Source organism: Pseudoalteromonas sp. S554, assembly GCF_005930865.1.
Classification (GTDB): Bacteria; Pseudomonadota; Gammaproteobacteria; order Enterobacterales; family Alteromonadaceae; genus Pseudoalteromonas; species Pseudoalteromonas marina.
In genome coordinates this window covers 1-26,264 of record NZ_PNDV01000009.1, presented here as the reverse complement: position 1 = coordinate 26,264, position 26,264 = coordinate 1, and the positions used below count along the sequence as shown (strand labels likewise).

Genomic DNA, 26,264 nt, shown 5'->3' with positions numbered 1-26,264 from the left:
TAGAGCGTAACGGTTGATTGGTTTTAAAATTACTTCTCCTGCACTGCTCCTTGTCTTCTCTGTGGTGATAATAATGTTTTATTCACTTTGAAACTTTTTACAGCTTGTATCCATAAGGGCAGTTTTTACAGCCATTTTTACAACAGGTTCCTCGCTTTAAAAAAAACCACTTACTAAATACCATGTAGCCATTTTGCATCGTGTAGTCGAGCTCTTCAATTAAGTTATCGTTTCCTCTAAATGCTTTTGCAAACTCTATTTGGCTTTTAATTGGCTGAGTATAAAGCTCTTCAAGGTAATGATTAATTTTATTGAGTGTACAGGTTTGGCACAAACAGCTTGTTGCCGTTGCGTCTAGGGGTAAAATAGCGGGTAACTGGTTACACCAACATGCGGTTATATTATTTACATTACAGTTAAGCACTGTATTACATTGGCTGCAGTTTGTTTGAGTCATTTTAGTTCTTATCAACAGTAGAGCACCAAGAATAACAAATATTATGAATATACAAAAAGCCTTAGCAGAATTTATTACGTTTTCGGCACAAAGAGACGATGCAATATCGGTTATTGTGTCAACGCCTGCCTATGGTCAAGCGCCCTTATACGCATTAAAAACTGACGTATTAGTTGGTGTAATTAAACGCTGTTTGAGTGGTGAAATAGATTTAGATGACTTAGAGCTTTGGGCTAACGTTATTGAGTCACGAAAAGACGTTGATTGCGCTGAACACGAGGGCGTTATTTATGCGCTTAGTAATAGCGAGCAAATGGGCGAGCTTGATCACCAAAAGCTTGAAAAAATACTGGCATTGTTAAAGGATTAAAGTTTAGGTTAACTTAAAACCGCATTTAAATTAAATGCGGCTTTAGTATTTTTTGACAACGTGGTTACTTGTGATATCCCAAGCAGGTTTCTACTTCGTTTTTAGATCCTAAAATAACCGCTACACGCTGGTGGATAGCGTCTGGCTGAATATCCATAATACGTTCAGACCCTGTTGAGGCAATGCCGCCGGCTTGTTCTACTAGCATAGCCATTGGGTTTGCTTCGTAAAGTAGGCGCAGTTTATTAGGTTTATTAGGATCTTTAGTATCAGTTGGGTAAGTAAATACACCGCCTCGGCTTAGTACGCGATGAACATCGCCTACCATGGCCGCAATCCAGCGCATATTAAAGTTTTTAGCGCGCGGGCCGGTATCGCCTTCTAACAAATCATTTATGTAATTTTGCATAGCGGGTTGCCAATGACGCTGATTAGACGCATTAATCGCAAACTCGTTTGTATCTGCAGGTATAGTGGCAAAGTCTTCTGTTAGTAAAAAGCTCCCTTGGGTTTTATCAAGGGTGAACATACGTGTGCCTTTACCTGTACTAAGCGCCAACATTGTTGATGGGCCGTAAAGTACATAACCTGCTGCAACTTGCTTGTGGCCAGGTTGCATAAAAATACTTTCGTCTGCTGCATCTGAGCCTTCAGGCGCTTCCATAATTGAAAATATAGTCCCTACCAGCGAGTTAATATCGGTGTTTGACGAACCATCAAGTGGGTCAAATGCTACAATATATTTAGCGTCTGGGTTTCCTGCAACGGTGTAGTCTTCTTCTTCAGAGGCAATGGCTTTAACTGTGCCCGACTCCAGTAAAATATCTTTTAATAGCTGATTAGATAATACATCGAGCTTTTTTTGCGTTTCGCCTTGAATGTTTTCATCAAGTGTTGAGCCTAATACGCCTGAAAGCGCGCCTTGGCCAACACGAAAAGATATTTCTTTACATGCCGCTAAAATAGTTCGGATTAATGATAATAGTTCTCTTGGGCAACCGTCTTCTAGCAATACTGGAGGGAGTCTACGCATTCTATTTTCCTGATAACGTGTTAAAACTAATCATAATGTGAGAGAGATTAGTTTAGAGCGCTGAAATTCGTCTTAAATATCTGTATTGTTTAAATACCGCCCTATAATGGGGGCACCTAATCGTACCTAAAACGCCAATAACAAAGATAAGATTATGAAAAAAATACCACTACTAAGTTACATATTCTTTACTGTGTTGTGCTCTATCATAACTCAAGCGCACGCAGCAATTAAGTCAATTGATGAATTTACTACACAAATGAACCACTTTCCGGGGTACTACTCGTTTTATTACGATACCCAAAACGGCAAAGTGTATTTAAAAGTAGATAAGTTTGAGCAGCAGTTTTTATTACAACAAAGTTTGCCATACGGGATTGGGTCAAACGATATTGGGCTTGATCGAGGCCAGCTTGGCAACACGCATTTGGTACAGTTTGAGCGCTTTGGCGATAAAGTTATGCTGCGTGCTGTAAATACTTACTACCGTGCTAATACTAGTAATAAAGCCGAGCAGCAAAGTATCAAAGAGGCATTTGCATCAAGCATATTGGCGGGCTTTAAAGTGGTTGCAGAAGACAAAAGCACGGCACTTATTGACTACACGCCTTATTTATTGAGCGATGTACATGGAGTAAGCCGTACATTAGCTGCGCGTAAGCAGGGTAATTTTAACCTTGATGAATCACGAAGTGCGGTTTACATGGCGCGTTCAAAAGCCTTTGTAAAAAACACCGAACTTGAAGCCGTGCTTACATTTAAAGGCGCAAAGCCGGGTAAGTTTGTACGCCAAGTTAGCGCCGACCCATACACTGTTACCGTACATATGCACCATTCACTTGTTCAATTACCAGATGATAATTACACACCACGTAAATTTAACCCGCAATCGGGCTTTTGGAGCATTGAACACAAAGATTACGCAGCGCCTTTAGGCGAGTCGATGTATGTTCGTTATATACCGCGTCACCGTTTAGCAAAAAAAGATCCGAGCTTACCTATTAGCGAGCCGGTTGAGCCTATTGTTTATTATTTAGATCCCGGTGTACCAGAGCCAGTTAAAAGCGCCTTACTTGAAGGCGGTAAGTGGTGGAATGATGCATTTAGCGCTGCAGGTTATAAAAACGCGTTTATTGTTAAAGTATTACCAACCAATGTTGATCCCATGGATATTCGTTACAACGTAATTCAGTGGGTGCATAGGGCAACACGTGGCTGGTCATACGGAGGCTCAGTTATTGATCCGCGCACCGGTGAAATATTAAAAGGACATGTGACGTTGGGTTCGCTTCGTGTTCGCCAAGATATTTTAATTGCAGAAGCGCTGGCTGCTCCTTATTTTAAAGGCGATGAAGTTGCTAAAAACTTACACGCTATGGCGCTTGATCGTATTCGCCAGTTAAGCGCCCATGAAATTGGCCATACATTAGGTATTGCCCATAACTTTGCGGCATCAGTAAGTGATAGAGCCTCAGTAATGGATTACCCACACCCATTATTGAGCTTTAATGAACAAGGCAAGCTTGATGTAACACGAGGCTATGCAACAGGTATGGGCGTATGGGATACCCAGGTAATTAAATACGGTTATAGCGACTTTACTAATCAAGATGAAAGCGCAGAGCTGGCGGCAATTTTAAAAGAGAATAAAGCCAAAGGGCTAGCGTTTATTTCAGATTCTGACGCGCGAGCTAAAGGGGGTGCTCATCCAACTGCTCACTTATGGGATAACGGCGCTAACCCATCAGAAGAGCTTTTACGTGTTTTAGATGTGCGTAAAAAGGCACTTTCGCAATTTGGTATTAATAATATTAAGTTGGGTGTTGCGCTATCTCAGTTAGAAGAAAAGCTTGTGCCACTTTATTTATTTCATCGTTTTCAAGTTGAGTCTGTGGTTAAGTTAATTGCAGGTGTAAATTACGAATATGAAACGCGCGGTGATGAGCCTGTCCAAGGCGCTCAGGTTGTTGATAAGCAAGTGCAACAAGATGCAGTTAATGCCATTTTAGCAACGCTTACAGCCAAAAATTTAGTTATACCTGAATCGGTATTATCGTTAATTCCGCCAAAAGCATATGGTGAGTCTAAATCGCGCGAAAGCGTAGTGGGGCGTACAGGGTTAACACTTGATGCAATGGCTTTACCAGAGGTGGCAGTGCAGCATAGTTTATCGTTGTTGCTTAATCCACAGCGCTTAAATCGTTTAGCGCAACAACAAGCCCGTAATAACCAATTTTACAGTTTAGATGCGTTATTAAAGCAGTTATATAATCATGTTTATAATGTATCGTCGCCCGACACAATGAAAGGCAAAATAACCCAGCGTATACAGTTTTTAACAGCAAAAACGTTTGCTGACTTAGTGGCAAATAATAATGTAAGCCCAGAGGTACAAGCGCAACTTCGTTATTACTTAGTTAAGCTAAGTGACGACTTTAATCAAAACACGATGCTGAGTAATACAAGCACCGGTGAGAGCGCATTTAGGCAATATCTAGCGGTGCAGGTAAAACACTTTTTAGCTAATGGAGAGTGGCCTAGTAACTTTAAAGTTCTACCTATACCGCCAGGTTCACCCATTTAATTTTTAGGGCGTAAGTTAATACGCCCTTAGCTTTAAACGCCTTTATAAGCAGCGCTTCGATAGTATCAAGCGCTGTTTTTTTCTTGCATAAAATTGGTTTTTTGTTAACCTACTTGCCTTCCATTTTTTGTCTTTTTGAGGTGTATATGGCGTTTTTATCTCGTGCGATTTTATCGCTGTCCATTGCACTTTCAAGTACCGCTGCCTTTGCTCAAAAACCGTGTGATGTTGAACTCAGACATGGTCTAATTATTACCGATGACGTAATACGAATTGTTGATAAAGGCCAAACACGAGTGCAAATTAACAACAATACCCAGCTCTTTATTCGTGGCTATTGGGTTGATTTAGGTGAAGATGAAAGCAAAGTACTGGAGCAATTTAGCCAAGGCATTCGCCAAACAGTACCTGAGCTTGTAAATTTAGCCACCGACGGTGTTAATTTAGGGCTGAGTGCTATTGAGCAGGTGGTTGAGGGCATGTCGGATAAAGAGCCTGAAGTACTTAAAACCCAACTGCAATACGTAGAACGCGCGTTGATGGATAAGTTTAAGCGAGGCGACGACTTTTTTTTTATAGCTCCTCAATCACTCTCTCAAATTGATGACTTTTTTACAAAAGAAATAAGCCAAAAAATCCACTCGGCGGTTCATGGCTCGTTAGGTGCCATTTTAGTGTCTTTAGGGGATGCGTTTAAATCGCGTGAAGGCAATATTGAGGATCGCATCAACGATATGGGTCAACGCATGGATATCATCACGAAAGAGATTGATAAGTCATTGCAAAAAAAAGCAGACCAACTAGAGCTAAAAGCGTCAGAATATTGCGAATACCTTAATACGTTAGATGTCACCGAATCTCGCTTACAAGCGATTGTACCGGGCATGGCAGACTTTGATTTAGTGCAAATTAAATCGTAAGGGAAAGTGGTTCGTTATCAGACCGCCCTATAGTGTTATCTCACTCTCAGTTAACAAGCGGTATTCGCCTGGCGCTAAGTTTTCATCTAACTTAATACCCGCAATTTGCTCACGGTGTAATTCAACCACTTTGTTATCAACGGCATAAAGCATGCGCTTTACTTGATGGTACTTTCCTTCACTAATTGATAAGCGTAAACCGTAGTTAGCTAAGCGCTCAGCAATAGCAGGGCGGGTGGCATCTTTTTCATTGTGTAGCATAACGCCTTCGCGTAATTGCTCAAGCGCTTCGTCGGTAATTGGTTCTTGGGTTTCAACTAGGTATGTTTTAAATTTATTACTGCGTGGTGAGGTAATTTTATGTGACCAGTCGCCATCGTTAGTGATAATAACTAAGCCTGTTGTGTCTATATCTAATCGACCTGCTACGTGAAAGTCACTCATATTTGGCTCATCAAGTAAGTCAAAAACTGTTTTGTGTAAGTCGTCACTATTTGCGCACACATAACCAACAGGCTTATTTAGCATAAAGTAACGTTTACCTAAAAATACTAATGGCTCACCGTTATGTAATACGGCATCGTTTTTTGCTAACTGAAAGTTATGTGCTGTGATCACCTCACCATTTACGCTTACTTCTTTACGCTTAATACTGGCGCGGGCTTGCGTGCGCGGTACTTCTGCTAAGTGGCTAATAAATTTATCTAAACGGCAAGGGAATTTCATTTTGGTTCACATTTTTAGTCGGCTACAATGGGCGCGATTATAGCCGATAGTGAAATACCATGACAGTGCACAGCACACTAATTTTAAACCTGTATAAGGCCAAAGTGGCCTCTGGTGAGCTGACGTACGATGCTGCCCAGCAACGTGCGGTTATGGCATTAAATACATTAAGCCTACAACTTCAGACACCGGTGAAATGGTGGCAAAAAACACCAAATATAAACGGAGTTTATTTGTATGGGCCGGTAGGGCGCGGTAAATCTATGTTAATGGATTTATTTTATAACAATGTGCCAGTGGTAAAAAAACAGCGACTTCACTTTCATCATTTTATAGCACATGTTCATAGTCAATTAGCTGAGCTACAAGGCCACGCTAATCCGCTTACATTGATAGCGAAAAAATGGGCTAAAAACATTAAAGTATTATGTTTTGATGAGTTTTTTGTCAGCGACATTGGCGATGCCATGATTATGGCTAGATTGTTTAAAGCGATGTTTGAGCAAGGTTTAGTGCTGGTGGCTACCTCTAATGCAAAACCAGAACAGCTTTATAGCAACGGTCTGCAACGCGCGCGATTTTTACCTACTATCGATTTAATTAACAACCACTGCCATATAGTCAATGTGGCCGGTGAGGAGGATCATCGCTTTAGATATGGTAAAAATAGCCGCCACTATTATATCAACTTACCGAGTGATGATTTTAAAGCTATTTTTGTGCAAGCGAATTCACAGGTTACTTTTTCAGATGTAATTACGATTCACGGCCGTAAACTTAGCTACCAATTAAAAGCGCCTAGAGCCGTAATCATTGATTTTATGGCTTTATGTTCAGGCCCACGTAGTGCAAACGACTATATGTTTTTAGCATCCCAGTTTGATGTATTGTACGTTAATAATGTGCCTAAAATGGGTGAAACCGCAACGGGTAAAACGATTGTGCATGGAATAGAAGATAGCTACCAGCGGGAAAAGCAAACGCTTGAAGAACACACCTTAGACGACGAGGCTCGGCGCTTTATTGCATTAGTGGATGAATTTTATGACTGTCAAAAATTACTGATCATCAATGCTCAGGTAAATATAGAGCATTTATATGTGGGTAAAAAGCTAAGCTTTGAATATGCGCGAACGCAATCGCGGCTAGTAGAAATGCAAAATTGGTAAAAACGCGCTTAACGGTTTATGGCTAAGCGCAAATTTAATTACTTTACTTACTGTAGCCATTTGGATTGTTTGACTGCCAGCGCCATGTATCTTGCATCATGGCATCAATTCCGCGTTTAGCTTCCCAGCCCAGCTCATTAAGGGCTTTTTCTGGTGCGGCGTAACATGCAGCAATATCGCCAGGGCGACGAGGTGATACTTGGTATGGTACTGCTTGGTTACTTGCTTTAATAAATGCATTAACCATTTGCAGAACAGAATAGCCATTACCAGTGCCAAGATTATAGACAAGTGCCCCCGTATTTGTAGCTATTTTATCAAGGGCTTTTAAGTGGCCAATAGCTAAATCTACAACGTGAATGTAGTCGCGCACGCCTGTGCCATCAATGGTGTCGTAATCATCACCAAATACGGCTAACTGCTTGAGTTTACCCACTGCTACTTGAGCAATGAATGGTAATAAATTATTAGGAATGCCATTAGGATCTTCACCAATTAGGCCCGATTCGTGAGCACCTACTGGATTAAAGTAACGCAAAATAGCAAACGCAAAGCGCTCGTCAGATTTAGCGATATCCTGGAGCATCATTTCTACCATCAATTTTGAGGTACCGTATGGGTTAGTTGTGCCACCAACAGGAAAGTCTTCTTTGATAGGTAAACTTGCCGGGTCACCATAAACGGTGGCAGATGAGCTAAATACTAACTTAAATACGCCCGCATCTCGCATAGCATCAACTAAGGTTAACGTGCCTTGCACATTATTTTGGTAATACTCTACTGGTTTAGCAACCGATTCGCCAACCGACTTTAAGCCTGCAAAATGAATAACGCTGTTAACCGTATGCTTTGCAAATACTGAATCTAAAAAAGCTTTATCGAGTATGTCACCTTGATAAAAAGTTACTTCTTTGCCCGTAATTTGTTTAACGCGAGCCAGGGACTCTTGCGATGAATTTGCTAAATTATCTATAACAACAACATCACTTCCTTGTTGCAAAAGTTCTAAAACGGTATGCGAGCCAATATAGCCTGCGCCACCGGTTACTAAAATAGTCATGAAAGCTCCGTAGGGTTCTTTATTCAGTTGTTTTAATTTCAACATAAAATGGCATAGTTTACATGCTTTATATTTAATTTTTAGTTTGCAAATAAGATGGTTTAAAGTAGTTTTAAAAGGTACATCAGATTACATTTTGTTCGTTTATAATTACATTTAACAACTATGATTAAGTTATAGTTAATATATATCTGTTAGGATTATTTAATTAAGGTAAGCAACAAAGTCACACCATATACATTGTGTTATGGATTACTTTTTGGAGATAGCTATGAACTCAGTTACAAAAATTTCGATGGCACTGTGTGTTGTATTGCCACTATTTACACATGCTGGCGAGTCTGCAGTTAAGTGGCATGACTTTAAAGACTATCGCGATGTGCGTGCATCAAACCAAACTAAAGCGTCTTACCATAAGCAAATTACGAAGCAGTTTGAAAAACATTTTTCCAAGCTTGCTGAGCAACTGCCAAAAGGTTATAAGCTGAATGTCGAAATTACAGATGTTGATTTAGCTGGTGATGTACGTTTTAGTGGCACAAGTGAAATACGCGTTGTTGAACCTATTTTTTTCCCACGTATTAACCTGAACTATTCGTTAGTTAATAAAGAAGGGGATGTAATAAGTGAAGCAAATGATGTTGAACTCAAAGACATGGGCTTTATGGATAGAATAAGAAGAGGCCGAGAGGAGTCATTTGACCACGAAAAAAGATTACTCACACAGTGGTTTGGCGAACAAGTATTAACAAGTATCGATTAAATAAAGCTGTCTGGTGAAGAGCCTCACGCCATTAATATCAAAACTTACTTCAACGCAGCAAATAAGATATGTATCTGCTTCCCCTAACTAGACACTAAGTAGTTATACCATATAACATTTTTTATATGATGTATTTGAATATTACTTGTACCCATCTTTACATTAAATATTCTTGCTGCTAATTTAAACTAAGTCAACAGTGAGAGTTTTCTGACTTATTGGTCAAATTATATTTGCTGTACTTACTTTGACTTTTAATAGTTCACAAGGAGAAGATTATGAAAAGTTTAAAATTATTAACGTTAGCACTAGGCTTGAGCTCTGTTAGTATTGTACAAGCTGGTGAGTCGGCAGTTAAATGGCAAGATTTTGATAACTATCGCGATGTGCGTGCAGCAAATCAATCACCAAAATCCTTTGAAAAACAAATTACGATTAACTTTGAAAAGCATTTTGCTAAATTAGCTGAAAAGCTACCAAGTGGATACAAATTGAACGTAGAGGTTATAGAGCTTGATTTAGCCGGTGATATTGAGTTTTCTGGTGCTACACAAGTAAGGGTAATCCAACCTTTTTATTACCCAAAAATGAAGCTTTCTTACACTGTAACTAATTCGCAGGGTGATGTAGTTAGTCAGAATGATGAAGTCTCTTTAAAGGATAGAGGCTACTTGGATAAAATTAAACGCTCTTCTTCTAAATCATTTTATTATGAAAAGCGGTTAGTGACTAACTGGTTTAACTCAAAAGTTTTATCTACTGTAGGGTAAAGGCAGCTACAGAATAAACATTAAAAATGCCGATATTTTATCGGCATTTTGTTTTTCAAGTTACTTAAACGTGGCAAGTAAAGTGAGTAACTGTTGTAATTTAATGACGGTTGTTTTTAACTTTTCTTCGTTAAAGCCATCGGTTGATAAACTTTCTACGTCGGCTGCAACGTCTAGTACATAGGGTTTGAAACGCTTTGCTTCAAAGTCAAAACCAGCGTCTTTTCCAAATAAGGCTTTAAATTTACCATGGCCTTGTTGTTGTAATTCGTCTAGTTTTTTGTCGGCATCAAGTGCCTGACGATAAACAATTTTTAAGTTAGCGTTGAGTTGTTCAATTATAGAATCCATGGTTTTCCTAAAGCTTTGTACTGCATGGCCGATATAATACGTGGATTACATTTAAAAGTCAGGTTAGTAATATGAATATATCAGGTTCAAGTTTACCCGTTATGTCAGGGGCTAGCGAAAGTGGTGAAGTTTACAGCGCTTCTTTGGCTAAAAAACAGCAACAGGCAGACGGCGCAGCTGCGCTTGCACTAATTGAAGGTGCTGCGCAATCATCAAGTGCGCAAACACCGGCTAAATCGGTGACTGCAACACTTGGTAATAACATAAACGTATACGTTTAAATGTCGCTCTAAATAAGTTTGAGGTCGATAGGGGTCTTACTTTTTTGACCGCCTATTTCTCTTACTAATTTAGGCACTAAAAATCCGGGCAGAGCTTTTAAAAGCTCTGCCATTATTTTTATTGCTTGCTCTTCGTTAATATCAAAGTGACTTGCGCCTTCAACTTTATCTAGCAAATACAAATAATACGGCAGCACGTCGGCATCAAATAACGCTTCACTTAAATTTATTTGTGCGTCAACCGTATCGTTCACGTCTTTTAAAATAACCGCTTGGTTTAATAGCATAACGCTTGCATGCTTAAGCTTTTGCATTGCGGCTTTAAACTCATCATCTATTTCGTTGGCGTGATTTATATGGTTTATAAATACAATTTTTAGCGGTGATTTTTGTAAGCGGGCACATAGCTCGTCGGTAATTCTCGCAGGTATCACGACAGGCAAACGGCTGTGTATTCGCATACGTTTTATTTGTGGTAATTTTTCAAGCTCATCTAAAAACCAGCTAATGGCATCGTCTTTGGCCATAAGCGGGTCGCCACCACTTAAGATCACTTCGTTTATATTGGTATCTGATTTTATATAGCTAAGGGCATCTAGCAGGCTTTTTTTATTAAGTTGGTTTTCTTGATACGGAAAATGACGTCTAAAACAATACCGACAATTTACAGCACAACCGGTTTTAAACATAACTAAAACACGCGATTTATACTTATGTAAAACCCCGGGTTGGGAGTTGTCTTGCTCAAGCAAGGGATCTTTATTAAACCCCGATTTTTTTAAAAACTCTTGATGGCGAGGCATAACTTGTAGCAATAGAGGATCGTTTGCATCACCTTTGCGCATTTTTTTTATAAAAGGCACTGGTACCCGTACCGGAAATAAACTGCGAGCTTTTAGGTCGTTTTCATGGACTTGGCTCGATAAACCAACCATTTCAAGCAAGGTTTTTGGACAGGTAACTACATTTGCTAATTCTTTTTGCCAGTTTTTATGCAAATTTGCTTCATTTCTTTGTATCATTGGCACGTAGATTACTCGAAAAAATTAAAATAGAGGAAACGATGGCGAATTATAGCACCAACGAGTTCAAGGGCGGCCTAAAAATTATGATGGACGGCGAGCCTTGCAGTATCTTAGAAAATGAAATGGTAAAACCTGGTAAAGGCCAAGCGTTTAACCGTGTTCGTATCCGCAAGCTTATTTCTGGCAAGGTACTTGAAAAAACCTTTAAATCAGGTGAATCGGTTGAAGGTGCTGATGTTATGGATACTGACTTAGCGTATCTTTATACAGACGGTGAATTTTGGCATTTCATGAATAACGAAACATTTGAGCAAATTGCTGCTGACGAGAAAGCTTTAGGCGATGCTGGCAAATGGTTAGTTGAAAACGATGTATGTACTATCACACTATGGAATGGCAGCCCAATTGCAGTTACTCCACCAAACTTTGTAGAGCTTGAGATCACTGAAACAGATCCTGGCCTAAAAGGTGATACAGCGGGCACGGGTGGTAAACCAGCAACACTTAGCACGGGTGCAGTAGTTCGTGTTCCATTATTCGTTCAAATTGGCGAAGTAATTAAAGTAGACACCCGCAGTGGTGAGTACGTAGGCCGTGTTAAGTAATATTTAACGTAGCTTAATAATACCAATCCGCAAAGAGCAACACGGCCTAAGCGAATTGGTATAAATCCCAGCCTATGCTGGGATTTTTTTTGGAGAAAATATGTCAGCAACACTTTGGGCGCCCAGCGCAAATATAAAAACATTAAAACAACGCGCAGAAATTTTACGCACAATTCGTGAATTTTTTTACGTACGAGATGTAATGGAAGTAGAAACACCGAGCTTAAGTGCTGCTAGTGTCACTGATGTTCACTTGGCAAGTTTTAATACTTCATTTATGGGCCCCGGGCATGCTAGTGGTTTGCCTCTTTATTTACAAACATCCCCCGAGTTTGCAATGAAACGCTTGTTAGCGGCCGGTTCAGGTTCTATTTTTCAGCTTTGCAAAGCATTTAGAAATGAAGAGGCGGGCAGCCATCATAACCCTGAGTTCACGATGCTTGAGTGGTATCGCCCTGGGTTTGACGAATTTGCATTGATGGATGAAATGGATGAGCTAATGCAGTGTGTACTTAATGTGGAGCCAGCAACGCGTATTACTTATCAGAATGCATTTAAACAAGTATTAGGCCTGGATCCACTGACAGCATCTTTAGATCAACTAAAGGCGCATGCTTGTGAGCACGGCTTTGCTGACATAGCTAAAAACGAAACTCATAAAGATACCTTGCTACAGCTGTTATTTTGTATGAAAGTAGAACCGAGCATTGGGCAAACTAAACCCTGTTTTGTCTATCACTTTCCTGCCTCACAAGCGGCATTAGCGCAAATTTGTGAACACGATGAGCGAGTCGCTGGTCGTTTTGAACTCTATTATAAAAATATGGAGCTTGCGAATGGCTTTAACGAGCTAACCAACGCAACAGAACAAGCTAAACGCTTTGATGAAGATAACCAGTATCGTGAAGCGCACGGTTTAAAACAAGTTCCGATGGATTCGCGCTTAATTGCTGCATTGGAGCATGGTTTACCGCAATGTTCAGGCGTAGCATTGGGGATTGATAGGCTGGTAATGCTAGCAACTAACAAAGACACAATTAAAGATGTAATTGCCTTTGATGTAGATAGAGCCTGATACTTGCCCTGTAAGCACACAGCTTGCTGGCGCGTTAAAGCGAGGTTTTGAAAGGTTGTTTGATTATATCGATTGTACTTAAATTAAAGTAATTAGAGGCGTTGCTTCTAACGTGAGCAAGCTCGAAGTCTATAAATAAAAACACCGCGCTTTAATTAAACGCGGTGTTTTCTAATCTTTAACTGACAACTGACAACTGACAACTGACAACTGACAACTTACAGCTCTAACGTAAACGTTATACCTGCTACTCTTGGCTCACCTAATTGTGTGTAGGTATGCGTTTCGTAGCCATCAAGTGGGTCGTTACCGAACTCAAAACCACGCGTGGGCACAGCTTCATCAAACACATTGCGTGCCCATGCACGAACTGACCACATGTCAGCGTCGTAGCCAAAGCTTAAGTTGACTAAGTTGCTATTAGGCGCTTTTGAGTTATGGCTGTCTGAGAAGTAGTAATCGTCTTTCCCTTCAATACCCACCATGGCATAAAAAGCGTTGGTAAAATTGTAGCGTGCAGTAAATGCATATTGGTACTTAGGCGATTGGGCTTGTTCACGGCCATCTTGGTTTAAACCAGATTGCGTTACAAAGTTATCTATTTCTGTGTCTAAGTAACCAGCGCTACCGGTTAATAATAGGTTGTCGGTGAGTCGGTAGTTACCCTCAATTTCAAGGCCGTAGTTACTACCAGAGCTTGCGTTATCAACGTAGCCTGTAAACTGCTGGCCTTCAACTTGCCATGCTTTTAACTGTATGTCGTCGCGGTGCATATAAAATGCCGCTAGGCGAAGTGTTAAAGCGTCATCGAGTGATGATCCTTTAACGCCAAACTCACCGCTCCATAAGTATTCAGGGTCGAAGCTGGTGTGCTGTTGAAAAAAGTTAGCGTCTAGGTTTAGGCCTTCATCTTTTGCTTTTGCAAGCGCTTCAGAGTTAATACCACCGGCTTTGTAACCACGCGTAATACTTGCGTAGATCATAGTGCGATCTATTACTTGATACTCAAGCGCGACTTTACCACCGAGCATAACATCGTCGGTTTCTTGTATAAAACCGTTACTGTCGGTGTAATCACCTTGGTATTGCTCAACACGTAGGCCTGTTATTAAAGTGGTTTTTGGGCCAATAGGGGTTGCTACTTGCCCATACAATGCAATATTGCTGGTTTCATAGGTAGAGGCAAATGGGCTTGCAAGCCATGTGTATTGGCGCTCTAAATCAACATCGCGGTTTTGATAATAAAGACCCGCAACCCAGTTACCGGTTTTATCGTTAAACTGTAAGTTAGCTGATTGATCATCGCGATCGCGATTGTAAATATCAGTAGAGCTGTAACCCCAAGGGTGTAAGCCTGCAGCACAAAGTTGCGGCTCGTTAATATCATTACAAACCCAGTCTTCATCGTAGCTGTAAAGTAACTCGCTATCGATTGCTGAAACATTAAGGCTTACATCAAATTTATCGAAACCCGTGTAAGTGTTAGCAATACCTACCGCGTAACTTTTTTGGTTATCTTGACCTGGTTCATCCGCAACGCTGTCGCGGCTGTTGTCGAGCGTAAAGGCATCGTAACCATTGTTTATATCAATATAATGAAAATTTAACTCAGTGTTTAGGTTTTCAGTAAGCTGAGAGTTTAACTTAAAGCGTGCAACTTGCTCGTCTTGATTTTGTGTTGACTCGTTCAGGTATAAGTTGTCTACGTAGCCGTCAGATTTTCTGCGAAAGTAACTAACACGAGCCGTTGTATCGTCGGTCAAACCAGTGCTTGCTGCAAGGCCTGCCTCATGGCTGTTGTATGTGCCAGCACCTAAGTGCAGTTTTAAACTCGGATCGCTAGTTGCTTTAGCTGATTGCATTTGGATCATACCGGCCATGCCGTCTGCACCAAAGCGTGTTCCTTGAGGTCCACGGTAAATTTCTACTTGGTCAATATCAAATAATAATGAACTGCCACCAAGGCCAGAGTAGTTAATGCCATCAATAACTAAACCAACCGAAGGGTTAATAGGATCAACAAATTGTGAGCGTAAACCCACGCCACGAATTTGTATAAAACGCCCACGGGACGCACCCGCAGTGAAGTTTACGTTAGCGGCACTGCCTAATATTTCGTCTAAGTAACTTGCACCACGTAGGCTTATTTCTTCTTCACTGAGTAAACTTGCACTGGCACTTAAAGTTTGAATAGTTTCTCGTTGAAAGTCACCGGTGACCACTATTTTTTCTATGTCGCTATCATCAGCATTAGCTGAAAAAGGGGCGCTCATTAGCGGCAAAAGTGCGGCAGTGATTAAAGACAAACGTAAGTTCATTTTGTTACTTAACTCCATTTTAGGGGCTTATGCTGGGGTCTGTTGACCTTTTAGTCTTAATCTTAAAAGACAAACTGACCCTAGTAATTATTTTTATACCTGTGTTATAACGCAGCGATTATACGTAAAAAAACTAGGATTACTAATATGACTTTTAAAGTTGATTTTAAAGTACGTCATTACGAATGTGATTTACAAGGGATCGTTAATAACAGTGTTTATTTTAATTATTTAGAACATGCTCGCCATGAATTCCTATTTTCGAACGGTGTTGACTTTGCATTCCTTGCTAAGCAAAAAGTTAATTTAGTTGTGATTCGTAGTGAAGTTGACTACAAGCAATCATTGGTGCCAGAAGATGAATTTTATGTGTCTGTAAAGCCCGTTCGTCTAAGTCGTTTAAAGTTTGCGTTTGAGCAAACTATTGTACGTAAACACGACCAGCAAGTGATGCTTAAAGCAAAAGTAATAGGTACTGCCGTTAACGAAAAAGGGCGTCCTTTTTTACCACCCGAAATGCAAACCCTATTCAACAATAATGATTTAGGCTAACTCATATTCCATATATAACGTTTTATGAACAAAAAATTACATTTAAAACATGCAAATTTAACGGATAAATCGCATAAATATTGTTATTATGACATTAATTAGACAATGAGTTAGTAGCAGTATGAAATTAGCAGCAATACCGATGCTTATAATCGGTTTATGTGTTGGTTGCGCATCAACAGGGACCGTTACCAGTGAGCAGCTAAAGTACACACAATGGCAGTTATCTACAATTGATGATCTAGCCTTAGAGGAACAATACACGGCCTCCGTTAGCTTTATAGAAGCGCTTCAAGTAAATGGATTTGCAGGATGTAACCGATTTTTTGGTGAGGGTGAACTTAACGAAAGTAGCCTTAGTGTGCAAAAAGTTGGAATGACCCGAAAATCTTGCGGCGAAAAAACAGATAAGTTTGAACAGCAGTTTTTAAAAACGTTAAAGCAAGGTGCAACGCTTAGCATGCAAGGTCAAAAATTAGTTATGCAAGGCGAGCAAAAGTTTGTATTTGTTGCTAAATAAATTTTAGAGTTTTAAAAAATGACCCCTTGCGGGTCTTTTTTAACTGGCGTACACTCAACGCAGATTTAATAAGATTGTTTACTAAATCAACGAACAATTTATATACTTGTCGGAGTGCCTAAGTATGTTGCTTAGGCTGAGATCGCGAAAGCGGGATCCGTGAACCTGATCAGGTTAATACCTGCGTAGGGAACAAGCTGCCTAAAACGGGACGCTTGTGCGTCTTTTTTTATGCGTGCAATAAAGCGATACCCATTTTTATAGGCTGCAAAGTGGCATGAAGCTACTTTACGATCTTTCTCTATTCCTTTTGGAATATCTGACAAGACAACCCTTTAGTTATGAGGTAAGTCATGTCAAACACTACAAATAAATCATCGCGTCGCGAAACGCGCGCAGCTGCATCTGAATATATTTATAATTTAACAGGGCAGCCATTTCCAAATTCTCAAAAAGTGTACGTTGAAGGTAGCCAGCCAGGCGTGCGTGTAGGTATGCGCGAAATAACACTCAGTGATACGTTTATTGGTGGCACCGACGAAAATCCGGTGTATGAATCTAATGAGCCCCTTCGTGTTTACGATACATCGGGCCCGTACACTGACCCAAATTTTGAATTAGATGTACGCAAAGGGTTACCAAAATTTCGTGAGCAATGGATTGCAGGGCGCAACGATACAGAAGTACTCGATTCGGTCACCTCGCAGTTTGCACAGCAGCGTATGGCTGATGATGGACTTGATCATATTCGATTTGATCACCTACCAAAAATTCGCCGTGGTAAAGCGGGCAAAAATGTCACACAAATGCATTACGCCCGCCAAGGTATTGTAACGCCAGAGATGGAATACGTTGCAGTGCGAGAAAATATGGGGCGTGCAAAGATTCGCGAAGAGTTATTAGCTGCGCAGCATAAGGGTGAGTCGTTTGGCGCGAGTATTCCCGATTTTATAACCCCTGAATTTGTACGTGACGAAATAGCACGCGGCCGCGCAATTTTACCTAACAATATCAACCATCCAGAAACCGAACCAATGATTGTTGGCCGTAACTTTTTAGTTAAAGTTAATGCCAATATTGGTAACTCATCGGTTACCTCTTCTATTGAAGAAGAAGTAGAAAAAATGGTGTGGTCAACTCGTTGGGGCGCCGATACCGTAATGGATTTATCAACTGGGCGTTATATTCACGAAACGCGTGAGTGGGTAGTGCGCAACTCGCCTGTACCCATTGGCACAGTGCCCATTTATCAGGCCCTTGAAAAAGTAAACGGTGTTGCTGAAGACTTAACGTGGGAGATATTTCGCGATACGTTAATTGAACAAGCAGAGCAGGGTGTCGACTACTTTACTATTCATGCCGGTGTGCTTTTACGCTACGTCCCTATGACGGCAAAACGTGTTACAGGTATTGTATCGCGCGGTGGCTCTATTATGGCCAAATGGTGTTTAGCGCACCATAAAGAGAACTTTTTATACACGCACTTTGAAGATATTTGTGAAATTTTAAAACAATACGATGTGTGTTTTTCATTAGGCGATGGCCTTCGCCCAGGCTCTATTGCTGATGCAAACGATGAAGCACAATTTAGTGAGTTACGTACATTAGGCGAGCTAACACAAATAGCATGGAAGCATGACGTACAAGTATTTATTGAAGGTCCAGGGCATGTGCCAATGCACATGATTAAAGCCAACATGGATGAGCAACTAGCACATTGTGGCGAAGCGCCATTTTATACCCTAGGCCCACTAACAACCGATATTGCACCAGGGTACGACCACATTACATCGGGTATTGGAGCGGCACAAATAGCGTGGTATGGCTGTGCTATGTTGTGTTATGTAACGCCAAAAGAACATTTAGGCTTACCAAATAAAGAAGACGTTAAAGAAGGTTTAATTACCTACAAAATTGCAGCGCATGCCGCGGATTTAGCTAAAGGACACCCAGGCGCGCAAGAGCGCGATAATGCCTTGTCAAAAGCGCGTTTTGAGTTTAGATGGCATGACCAATTTAATATTGGTTTAGACCCTGAACGTGCCCGCGAATACCACGACGAAACACTGCCACAAGAGTCGGGCAAAGTAGCTCATTTTTGCTCTATGTGTGGCCCTAAATTTTGCTCTATGAAAATCAGCCAAGAGGTACGTGATTACGCTAACGATCTAGAAGAGCGTGGTATTGATCCCAATAACGCGGGTGAGGCTATTGAAATTAAAATGATTGATGTAGAAGCGCAAATGAAAGCTAAATCAGAGGAGTTTAAGCAAACGGGCTCTGAAATTTATCACAAAGCGATATAACTCGACCTTAGGCTGCGGATATCTATCTACGTGCAATGAGGTGGCTACCTTAGCACAAGATTGCATGTAGTTTGTGACTCGCGGCCAGCCAATGAAGGATTTTTTATGCAGTACCATATTGCCATTGTTGGATTTGGTTTAGCAGGAAGGCTTGCTGCACTTGAGCTAAGTAAGCAGCACAATGTGAGCGTGTTTGAGGCCGATGATGAACATGCTCTCAATAGCGCAGGCAAAGTTGCAGCAGCTATGCTTGCGCCATTGGCTGAGTCGGTATTGTGTGAAGCCGATTTAGCGCAAATGGGATTGGATTCGATTAATCGCTGGCCACAAATAATAGAAGAGCTTGAACACGATGTGTTTTTTCAGCAGCAAGGCACATTAGTGGTTGCACATCAGCAAGATAAAGGCGACCTGCAAAGCTTTACCCAGCGAATAAAACCCATAGCTGGGCACAATACTGAGGCCTTAAATGCTCAGAAAATAGCGCAGTTAGAGCCAGAGCTTGCGAATCGTTTTAGCCAAGGTGTGTTTTTACCCTGTGAAGGGCAAATAGATAACCAAGCCTTTTATAAAGCAAGCTATAGCATGCTTAACAGGCGAAAAGTAAAGTTTGTGTTTAATCAGCGGGTAACTATTAAAAATGGTGAAATTAATAATCGCCCGTTTGATTTTATTATTGATTGCAGAGGGCTTGGCGCAAAAAAGGAGCAACTGCTTCGTGGCGTAAGAGGTGAGGTTGCGCGACTTTATGCGCCAGAAGTTAATTTAACGCGTCCAGTGCGATTAATGCATCCGCGATATCCTATTTATATTGCACCAAAACCTAATAATGAATATGTCATTGGTGCAACTGAAATTGAATCGCAAGACAGCGGCCCAGCCACTGTACGTTCAACACTAGAACTATTGTCGGCAGCTTACACGGTGCATAGTGGGTTTGCAGAAGGGCGTTTATTAGGGGTTCAAACAGGGCTTCGGCCTGCGTTTAGTGATAACAGACCACAAGTGAAAAAATCAGGAAATGTTATTAGCATTAATGGCTTATATCGTCATGGCTATATGTTAGCCCCTGTTCTTGTTGCACAAGCGCTATCGTACATAGGTGAGAATTAAATGAAGATTACGTTAAACGGTGAGCTTTTAGATTTAACCTCTCATGCGTTACTTGAGATATTGAAAGAATATGGAGCAATTGCCCCTTATGCGGTGGCTGTTAATGGCGTATTTATACCAAAAAGTCAGCATAACGGTTTTGTTATAAATGAAGGGGATAGCATTGAATTGTTATCGCCCATTCAAGGTGGGTAGGCGCATGCAAGTAAAAGACACGTTAAATATTTATGGTGAAGCAATTAATAGCCGATTACTAATTGGCACTGCTTTGTATCCATCGCCAGATATTATGACGCAATCAATTGAAGCATCCGGAGCGGGGGTTGTCACGGTATCACTAAGGCGCCAGCAAAGTGCAGAAGCAGGTGATGACTTTTGGCAATTGATAAAAAATACGGGTTTAAAAATATTGCCCAATACGGCCGGGTGTCACAGCGTAAAAGAAGCGGTAACCCTTGCTCAAATGTGTCGTGAAGTATTTGCTACCGATTGGATTAAGCTTGAGCTGATAGGTGATGACTATAACTTGCAACCTGATCCATTTGCTTTGCTTGAAGCCACAGAAATACTAATTAACGATGGGTTTAAAGTACTGCCTTATTGCACCGATGATTTAGTGCTTTGTCAGCGTTTAAATGACCTAGGATGCGAAGTGCTTATGCCATGGGGGGCACCAATAGGCACAGGAAAAGGCTTGTTAAATAGTTACAATTTAAAAACGATTCGTGAGCGCTTACCAAATACAACACTTATCGTGGATGCAGGGTTAGGTCTACCGTCGCATGCCTGCCAAGCGCTTGAATTAGGGTATGATGCTGTATTATTAAATTCAGCCATTGCTGGGGCGGGTTGCTCAAAAACTATGAGCCTTGCATTTAAGGCGGCGGTTGAGGCAGGGCGCTTTGCTTATAACGCTAAAGCAATGCCCGAAAAAGACCTCGCAGCACCCTCAACTCCTACAATGGGCATGCCGTTTTGGCATCAGCAGTAAGGAAATAAAATATATGAATAACGTAGTGTGGACAATTGCCGGATCTGATTCTGGCGGTGGCGCAGGTATTCAAGCCGATATAAAGGCGATGCAAAGTTTTGGTGTACATGGCTGTACCGCAATTACCGCGCTTACGGCGCAAAATAGTTTAGGTGTAGAAACTATTAATGCGGTGTCTACCGATATTATTGAATCACAGCTTTTGGCACTTGAAAAAGACATGAAGGCCAAAGTAATTAAAATTGGCATGTTAGCAAATGTGCAGCAAATTCAATTAATCAGTGAACACATAAGCCACTACAAAGCTAAATGGCCAGTTCCACCAGTGATTGTTTACGACCCCGTTGCTATTGCCTCAAGCGGTGATGTATTAACCGAAGAAGATACCGTAAGCGCTATTAAAGAGTGCTTATTGCCGCTGGTGGATGTAATAACACCTAACACGCACGAGACTCAATTATTAACCGGCGTATATTTAATTGGCCCAAGCGCCGTTAAAGACGCTGCAAATAAACTGCTAAGTTGGGGAGCAAAGTCAGTGGTTATTAAAGGTGGGCATTGGGATTTCCCTAGTGGTTACTGTATTGATTACTGCATACAAAATAATGAAGAATATTGGCTAGGTAATAAAAAAATTCAAACCCCACACAACCATGGTACGGGGTGCAGTATGGCGTCGGTTATTGCAGCGTGTTTAGCAAAAGATTACCCACTAAAAGATGCCTTTATTTTAGCCAAAGCTTATATAAACCAAGGTTTAAAGCAGTCGGTTAGATACGGTGAAGGAATAGGGCCTGTAGCGCAAACATCATTTCCTACACATTTAGATGACTATCCTCAAGTTATAGAGCCAGGTAGCTGGCTTGGTGATGAACTTGATTTTGATGTGCCGCTTGAGTTTAATATGGCCGCTGATTTTGCACCTTGTGAAAGTAAACAATTAGGCTTGTACGCGATTGTTGATAGTAATGACTGGCTAGAAAAGTGCTTACAGCAAGGGATCAAAACAGCGCAATTACGTGTTAAAAATAAAACTGAGACTGAGCTTGATGAACTCATAAAACAGGCTGTTGAACTGGGTAAAAAGTACCGCGCTCACGTATTTATAAATGATTACTGGCAGTTAGCAATAAAGCACGGTGCTTATGGCGTGCATTTAGGCCAAGAAGACTTAGAAATTGCTAATTTAGCCGCCATTAAAGAGGCGGGTTTAAGGCTTGGGCTTTCGACTCATGGTTTTTATGAAATGCTGCGTGCGCATAATTACCGACCAAGTTATATGGCATTTGGTGCAATTTATCCTACCACGACCAAAGATATGACAGGGCAAATACAAGGGCTCGATAAACTTAAAAAGTGTGTACCATTAATGCAAAGTTACCCAACGGTTGCCATTGGCGGAATAGATTTAACCCGCGCAAATGAAGTTGCTAATACAGGCGTCGGTAGTGTTGCGGTAGTAAGGGCCATTAGTGAAGCGGATGACTATATTGCAGCTATTAGCTCGCTACAAAGCGCTATAAACCAGCCAAATGGATAAGCTCAGCGATAAAGAAACCCTGCGTTATAGCCGCCACTTATTATTAAAAGAAGTGGGGCTAGAAGGGCAGTTAGCACTAAAGTCTGCCACTGTTGCTGTAGTCGGTGCAGGCGGTTTAGGCAGTCCAGCACTTTTGTATTTAGCGGCGGCGGGTATTGGTTCGATTATTTTAATAGACGATGATGCCGTTGAACTTTCAAACCTACAGCGCCAAGTGCTTTATAAAGTTAATCATTTAGGGCAAAGCAAGGTAGCGGCCGCTGGTAAAGTGTTAACGAGCCTCAATAATCAAATAAATATAGTAACGCAGAGCAAAAAGCTTGATGACGAGAATTGCGCTGAGCTTTTAAGCAATGCCGATGTAGTACTTGATTGCTCAGATAATTTTACCACGCGCTATGCAGTTAACCGGTATTGCTTAGCGAATAAAACGCGTTTAATAGCTGGCGCTGCTATCGCGACAAGCGGGCAGTTAATGGGCTTTGATTTTACACAGACTCAAAGCCCTTGCTACGGCTGTATATTTCCAAAAACGAGTGAAGCACCCGCTATTAATTGTAGTAATGCGGGGGTAATAAGCCCTTTATTAGGGATTGTTGGTTCTATGCAGGCACAACTTACGCTTAATTTTTTACTCGGGCATGTTGAGGGGAGTGCATTTATTACCTTTGATGCGCTGAGTTTAAAGCAGCAACATTTTAAAGTAGTTAAAGATTTAAACTGTAAAGAGTGTGGTGGATAAAATAAGAGGTAATTCGCGGGGCTAAACTTGGGATTAAGCCATGAGAAGCTGCGCTTCTAACATGAGCAAGCTCTTCGTCTACCAATAAAAAAGCACCGCATTTGTCATAAACGCGGTGCTTTTAATCTTTAACTAAAAACTAAAAACTTATAGCTCTTCACTTCCTTTAATTTTTGCAAACGCAGTCCCTAAGCGAGTAACCACTTCTGGTAGTTGATCGTCTAGTATGTTTGCTTTATTAGCACCCCATGCAAGCACTACCGTTGAGCCTAATTTAAAGCGACCCATCTCCTCGCCTTTCTTAAGTGTGATTGCGTTTTCACCGCTGGTCGGGTAATTCCAACTAAATACATCACTACCTGCTGGTGGAGTAACAGTACCGGCCCAAACAGTTTCTATGCTAGCGACAATAGTTGCGCCTACCAATACCATAGCGAGTGGACCTACTTCCGTTTCAAAAATAGCCACTACACGCTCGTTACGCGCAAATAAGTTGGGAACATTCTGCGCTGTAAGCGGATTTACCGAAAATAAATCGCCCGGTACGTAAATCATTTTGCTTAATGTGCCATCAATAGGCATATGAATACGGTGGTAATCTTTTGGTGCTAAATAAATAGTTGCAAATTTACCACCTAAAAACGCAGTAGTATCGTCCTCAGACCCACCCAGAAGTGCCTGCAAGCTATAGTCGTGGCCTTTGGCTTGAATAAGCTGCCCATCAACTATGTCGCCTAGCTGGCTAATTGCACCATCTACTGGATGAATTATTGTATCAGCGTCTTCAACCATTGGACGAACGCCGTCTTTGAGTGGACGAGTAAAAAACTCGTTAAATGTTTTGTAATGAGACGGGTCTGAATATTTAGCCTCACTCATATCTATTTTATATTGCTTGATAAACAGTTTAATAAGCGTTGTTGTTAACGCACCGGCTTTTGCAGCTGCTAATTTACCCACAACGCGCGAAATAAAGTGTTTTGGCATTGCGTACTGCATTGCGATTTTAAATTTGTCTAAGCTCACGGTATTTTTCCTTAATTATACACGCGGCGCACGAGCGCCGGCACGGCCATCGGCCATTGATTCTAAAATTCGGTGGTAGCTGTCAAAGCGTAGTTGCGAAATGTCGCCATTGGCTACGGCTTCTTTAATTATACAGCCCGGGTCATTTAAGTGTTTGCAGTCTCTAAAGCGGCATCCACCTATAAATTCTCTAAATTCTTTAAAGCACCAAGTCACACGCTCAACGTCTAAATGCCACAACCCAAATTCACGAATACCCGGCGAGTCAATTAAGTTACCGCCAGTGGGTAAGTGATGAAGGCGTGATACCGTTGTGGTGTGTTGGCCTAAGCCACTGTTTTCGGATACCTCTTTCGTTAATATTTCGGCATTTGGCAGTACAGTATTTACTAGGGTTGATTTACCCACGCCACTTTGACCTACAAAAATATTATTTTTACCAACAAGCATGTTTTTAAGTTCATCAATTCCTTCACCGGTTATATTGCTGACAAGCAGTACGCGATAATTTAATTTGCGATAAATATCGAGCACGTTTTGAATATCTTTTAGGCCGGCTTCGTCGATTAAATCGATTTTGTTGAGGATTAAAATAGGCTCAATACCCATGTCTTCACAGGCAATTAAATAGCGATCAATAATGCTAGGGGTAAACTCAGGTAATACAGCAGAAACCATAAGTATTTGATCAATATTTGCAGCAATTACTTTTACCCCATCGTAAAAATCGGGGCGAGTAAGTTGCGAGCGACGCTCTTGTGTTGCTTCAATAACTCCGGCTAAATCGCCTTCACTTACTTTAGCGCGACGAAATAATACTTCGTCGCCACATACTAAATTAGATACAGTTCGGCGTATATTACAGCGAAGCACGTCTCCATTTTGCGTTTCAACATCAGCGTGCTGACCAAATCGACTGATTACAATGGCGCTTTCAACCTGACCTAAATTATCTGCCTGCCACTCTTGGGCACCTTTTTTAGCTGGTTTTGAACCTGCGCTGTTAATACGCTTTTGATGATTGGCCTTGATCTGACGCGATTGGCCTTTACTTAATTTTTTCTGTTTTGCCACGTTTGGCCTATAACCTTGTTTAAATGTCGGCTCTGAACATAATACCAATTCGCAATAATACTTAACCGAGTTGGTATAAAAAAAGCTTTAGCTCGACGGTTGATGCTAATATGATATATCGAAATGCGTTGGATCTAAAGAAAAGCACCGTTTAAGGTAATTATGACTATTAATAAATCAAACTTAATTTGGCTCGATCTGGAAATGACCGGACTTGAACCTGCGACCGATAAAATACTTGAAATTGCAACTGTTGTCACTGATGCAGACCTTAATATATTAGCCGAGGGGCCAACTATTGCTATTCATCAAAGCGATGAATTACTTAATGGTATGGATGAGTGGTGTACTACTCAGCACGGTAAATCAGGCTTAACTGCGCGTTGTAAAGCAAGTACGTTTGATGAAGAGTATGCGGTAGCGCAAACATTAGAGTTTTTAAAGCAATGGGTGCCAGCCGGTGCATCCCCAATGTGCGGTAACTCAATTGGGCAAGACAGACGCTTTATGAATAAATATATGCGTGAACTCGAAGATTTTTTCCATTACCGCAACCTTGATGTAAGTACGATTAAAGAACTTGCTAGACGTTGGAAACCAGAAGTGCTCGCTCAAGTGAATAAAAAAGGCTCTCACCTTGCCTTAGACGACATTAAAGATTCGATTATGGAATTGAAGGTATACAGAGAAAAATTCTTTAATTTGTAAAAAACACTTGCAAACACATCGTATTATTGTAGAATCCTGCCCCGCTCAAGACGATAACCCCTGCGGGGTTAGTGCGCTTGAGCGAGCGATTATGCGGCACTAGCCAGTTGCCGGAATGTTGAACGCGACTTGTCGCGCACCAACGGAAAATTACTGACTAACCATAATGCGGCACTAGCTCAGTT

27 protein-coding genes and 1 riboswitch are annotated in these 26,264 nt (G+C 41.1%); of the genes, 18 read left to right on the top strand and 9 right to left on the bottom strand.

Features of this window, described 5'->3' with window-relative positions; translation table 11 throughout:
- Positions 1–97 precede the first annotated feature (97 nt).
- On the bottom strand, positions 98–457 hold the full coding sequence (locus CWB65_RS04135) for a DUF5522 domain-containing protein (RefSeq protein ID WP_138739960.1): 360 nt from the start codon (positions 455–457) through the stop codon (positions 98–100).
- A gap of 43 nt (positions 458–500) precedes the next feature.
- Here CWB65_RS04135 and CWB65_RS04130 point away from each other — a divergent pair, with 43 nt between their 5' ends.
- Positions 501–827: a hypothetical protein gene (locus tag CWB65_RS04130; RefSeq protein ID WP_138739959.1), complete on the top strand. Its 327-nt coding sequence runs from the start codon at positions 501–503 to the stop codon at positions 825–827.
- A gap of 64 nt (positions 828–891) precedes the next feature.
- Here the strand turns inward: CWB65_RS04130 and CWB65_RS04125 are convergent, their stop codons facing one another.
- Positions 892–1,860, bottom strand: a complete 969-nt coding sequence (locus CWB65_RS04125) for a class 1 fructose-bisphosphatase (protein WP_006792050.1) — start codon at positions 1,858–1,860, stop codon at positions 892–894.
- A gap of 154 nt (positions 1,861–2,014) precedes the next feature.
- On the opposite strand from CWB65_RS04125, the gene CWB65_RS04120 reads away from it, so the two are divergent.
- Both CWB65_RS04120 and CWB65_RS04115 read left to right on the top strand, forming a co-directional pair.
- The gene (locus tag CWB65_RS04120; protein WP_138739958.1) at positions 2,015–4,444 is read left to right on the top strand and encodes a zinc-dependent metalloprotease; all 2,430 of its coding nucleotides are present in this window, start codon (positions 2,015–2,017) and stop codon (positions 4,442–4,444) included.
- A 146-nt stretch (positions 4,445–4,590) separates the two neighbouring features.
- Complete coding sequence (locus tag CWB65_RS04115; RefSeq protein ID WP_006792053.1) at positions 4,591–5,364, top strand: YggN family protein; 774 nt, start codon at positions 4,591–4,593, stop codon at positions 5,362–5,364.
- A 27-nt stretch (positions 5,365–5,391) separates the two neighbouring features.
- Here CWB65_RS04115 and rsuA read toward each other — a convergent pair whose 3' ends face one another.
- Complete coding sequence (gene rsuA, locus CWB65_RS04110) at positions 5,392–6,090, bottom strand: 16S rRNA pseudouridine(516) synthase RsuA (RefSeq protein ID WP_138739957.1); 699 nt, start codon at positions 6,088–6,090, stop codon at positions 5,392–5,394.
- 59 nt (positions 6,091–6,149) lie between these two features.
- Here rsuA and zapE point away from each other — a divergent pair, with 59 nt between their 5' ends.
- Positions 6,150–7,259 (top strand): cell division protein ZapE, encoded by a 1,110-nt coding sequence (gene zapE, locus CWB65_RS04105; protein ID WP_138739956.1) that lies wholly within the window; start codon positions 6,150–6,152, stop codon positions 7,257–7,259.
- 43 nt (positions 7,260–7,302) lie between these two features.
- On the opposite strand, the gene galE is transcribed toward zapE, so the two are convergent.
- Positions 7,303–8,319 carry a UDP-glucose 4-epimerase GalE gene (gene galE / locus CWB65_RS04100; protein WP_039036351.1) on the bottom strand — a complete coding sequence of 339 codons (1,017 nt, stop codon included), beginning with the start codon at positions 8,317–8,319 and terminating at the stop codon, positions 7,303–7,305.
- A gap of 271 nt (positions 8,320–8,590) precedes the next feature.
- On the opposite strand from galE, the gene CWB65_RS04095 reads away from it, so the two are divergent.
- Both CWB65_RS04095 and CWB65_RS04090 read left to right on the top strand, forming a co-directional pair.
- The gene (locus tag CWB65_RS04095) at positions 8,591–9,082 is read left to right on the top strand and encodes a DUF3016 domain-containing protein (protein ID WP_138739955.1); all 492 of its coding nucleotides are present in this window, start codon (positions 8,591–8,593) and stop codon (positions 9,080–9,082) included.
- Positions 9,083–9,360: 278 nt separating this feature from the next.
- Entirely contained in the window at positions 9,361–9,852 is a 492-nt protein-coding gene (locus CWB65_RS04090; protein WP_138739954.1) for a DUF3016 domain-containing protein, read from the top strand.
- A 60-nt stretch (positions 9,853–9,912) separates the two neighbouring features.
- Here CWB65_RS04090 and CWB65_RS04085 read toward each other — a convergent pair whose 3' ends face one another.
- Positions 9,913–10,203, bottom strand: coding sequence for a hypothetical protein (locus tag CWB65_RS04085; protein ID WP_008130233.1), 291 nt, complete (start codon positions 10,201–10,203; stop codon positions 9,913–9,915).
- 71 nt (positions 10,204–10,274) lie between these two features.
- Here CWB65_RS04085 and CWB65_RS04080 point away from each other — a divergent pair, with 71 nt between their 5' ends.
- Positions 10,275–10,484: a hypothetical protein gene (locus CWB65_RS04080; protein ID WP_006792059.1), complete on the top strand. Its 210-nt coding sequence runs from the start codon at positions 10,275–10,277 to the stop codon at positions 10,482–10,484.
- A gap of 8 nt (positions 10,485–10,492) precedes the next feature.
- Here CWB65_RS04080 and epmB read toward each other — a convergent pair whose 3' ends face one another.
- Positions 10,493–11,506 carry an EF-P beta-lysylation protein EpmB gene (epmB, locus tag CWB65_RS04075; protein WP_138739953.1) on the bottom strand — a complete coding sequence of 338 codons (1,014 nt, stop codon included), beginning with the start codon at positions 11,504–11,506 and terminating at the stop codon, positions 10,493–10,495.
- Positions 11,507–11,547: 41 nt separating this feature from the next.
- Between epmB and efp the strand changes: the two genes are divergently transcribed.
- On the top strand, positions 11,548–12,114 hold the full coding sequence (gene efp, locus CWB65_RS04070; protein ID WP_006792061.1) for an elongation factor P: 567 nt from the start codon (positions 11,548–11,550) through the stop codon (positions 12,112–12,114).
- 100 nt (positions 12,115–12,214) lie between these two features.
- Entirely contained in the window at positions 12,215–13,189 is a 975-nt protein-coding gene (gene epmA / locus CWB65_RS04065; RefSeq protein ID WP_138739952.1) for an elongation factor P--(R)-beta-lysine ligase, read from the top strand.
- Between the two features lie 218 nt (positions 13,190–13,407).
- Here the strand turns inward: epmA and CWB65_RS04060 are convergent, their stop codons facing one another.
- Entirely contained in the window at positions 13,408–15,525 is a 2,118-nt protein-coding gene (locus CWB65_RS04060) for a TonB-dependent receptor (protein ID WP_249365016.1), read from the bottom strand.
- Positions 15,526–15,654: 129 nt separating this feature from the next.
- Here CWB65_RS04060 and CWB65_RS04055 point away from each other — a divergent pair, with 129 nt between their 5' ends.
- From CWB65_RS04055 to CWB65_RS04020, 8 genes are all read left to right on the top strand, one after another.
- A complete protein-coding gene (locus CWB65_RS04055; RefSeq protein WP_138739951.1) occupies positions 15,655–16,059 on the top strand; it encodes an acyl-CoA thioesterase in 405 nt (134 codons plus the stop codon).
- Positions 16,060–16,180: 121 nt separating this feature from the next.
- Complete coding sequence (locus CWB65_RS04050) at positions 16,181–16,579, top strand: META domain-containing protein (protein ID WP_235591582.1); 399 nt, start codon at positions 16,181–16,183, stop codon at positions 16,577–16,579.
- A 100-nt stretch (positions 16,580–16,679) separates the two neighbouring features.
- A riboswitch (TPP riboswitch) is annotated at positions 16,680–16,788 on the top strand.
- Between the two features lie 144 nt (positions 16,789–16,932).
- Positions 16,933–18,885 (top strand): phosphomethylpyrimidine synthase ThiC, encoded by a 1,953-nt coding sequence (thiC, locus tag CWB65_RS04045; protein ID WP_039036356.1) that lies wholly within the window; start codon positions 16,933–16,935, stop codon positions 18,883–18,885.
- A gap of 105 nt (positions 18,886–18,990) precedes the next feature.
- A complete protein-coding gene (locus CWB65_RS04040; RefSeq protein WP_138739950.1) occupies positions 18,991–19,998 on the top strand; it encodes an FAD-dependent oxidoreductase in 1,008 nt (335 codons plus the stop codon).
- Positions 19,999–20,193 carry a sulfur carrier protein ThiS gene (gene thiS / locus CWB65_RS04035; RefSeq protein WP_006792068.1) on the top strand — a complete coding sequence of 65 codons (195 nt, stop codon included), beginning with the start codon at positions 19,999–20,001 and terminating at the stop codon, positions 20,191–20,193.
- 4 nt (positions 20,194–20,197) lie between these two features.
- Positions 20,198–20,989, top strand: a complete 792-nt coding sequence (locus CWB65_RS04030) for a thiazole synthase (protein ID WP_008130252.1) — start codon at positions 20,198–20,200, stop codon at positions 20,987–20,989.
- A gap of 13 nt (positions 20,990–21,002) precedes the next feature.
- Complete coding sequence (thiE, locus tag CWB65_RS04025) at positions 21,003–22,529, top strand: thiamine phosphate synthase (protein ID WP_008130253.1); 1,527 nt, start codon at positions 21,003–21,005, stop codon at positions 22,527–22,529.
- Complete coding sequence (locus CWB65_RS04020; RefSeq protein ID WP_138739949.1) at positions 22,522–23,271, top strand: HesA/MoeB/ThiF family protein; 750 nt, start codon at positions 22,522–22,524, stop codon at positions 23,269–23,271. The genes thiE and CWB65_RS04020 overlap by 8 nt, the downstream gene beginning before the upstream one ends.
- 147 nt (positions 23,272–23,418) lie before the next feature.
- Here CWB65_RS04020 and asd read toward each other — a convergent pair whose 3' ends face one another.
- Together asd and rsgA are read right to left on the bottom strand one after the other, a co-directional pair.
- Complete coding sequence (gene asd / locus CWB65_RS04015; protein WP_008130259.1) at positions 23,419–24,297, bottom strand: archaetidylserine decarboxylase; 879 nt, start codon at positions 24,295–24,297, stop codon at positions 23,419–23,421.
- Between the two features lie 15 nt (positions 24,298–24,312).
- Entirely contained in the window at positions 24,313–25,371 is a 1,059-nt protein-coding gene (rsgA, locus tag CWB65_RS04010; protein WP_008130261.1) for a small ribosomal subunit biogenesis GTPase RsgA, read from the bottom strand.
- A 162-nt stretch (positions 25,372–25,533) separates the two neighbouring features.
- Here rsgA and orn point away from each other — a divergent pair, with 162 nt between their 5' ends.
- Positions 25,534–26,079, top strand: coding sequence for an oligoribonuclease (gene orn / locus CWB65_RS04005; protein ID WP_008130263.1), 546 nt, complete (start codon positions 25,534–25,536; stop codon positions 26,077–26,079).
- The last annotated feature ends 185 nt before the right edge of the window (positions 26,080–26,264 follow it).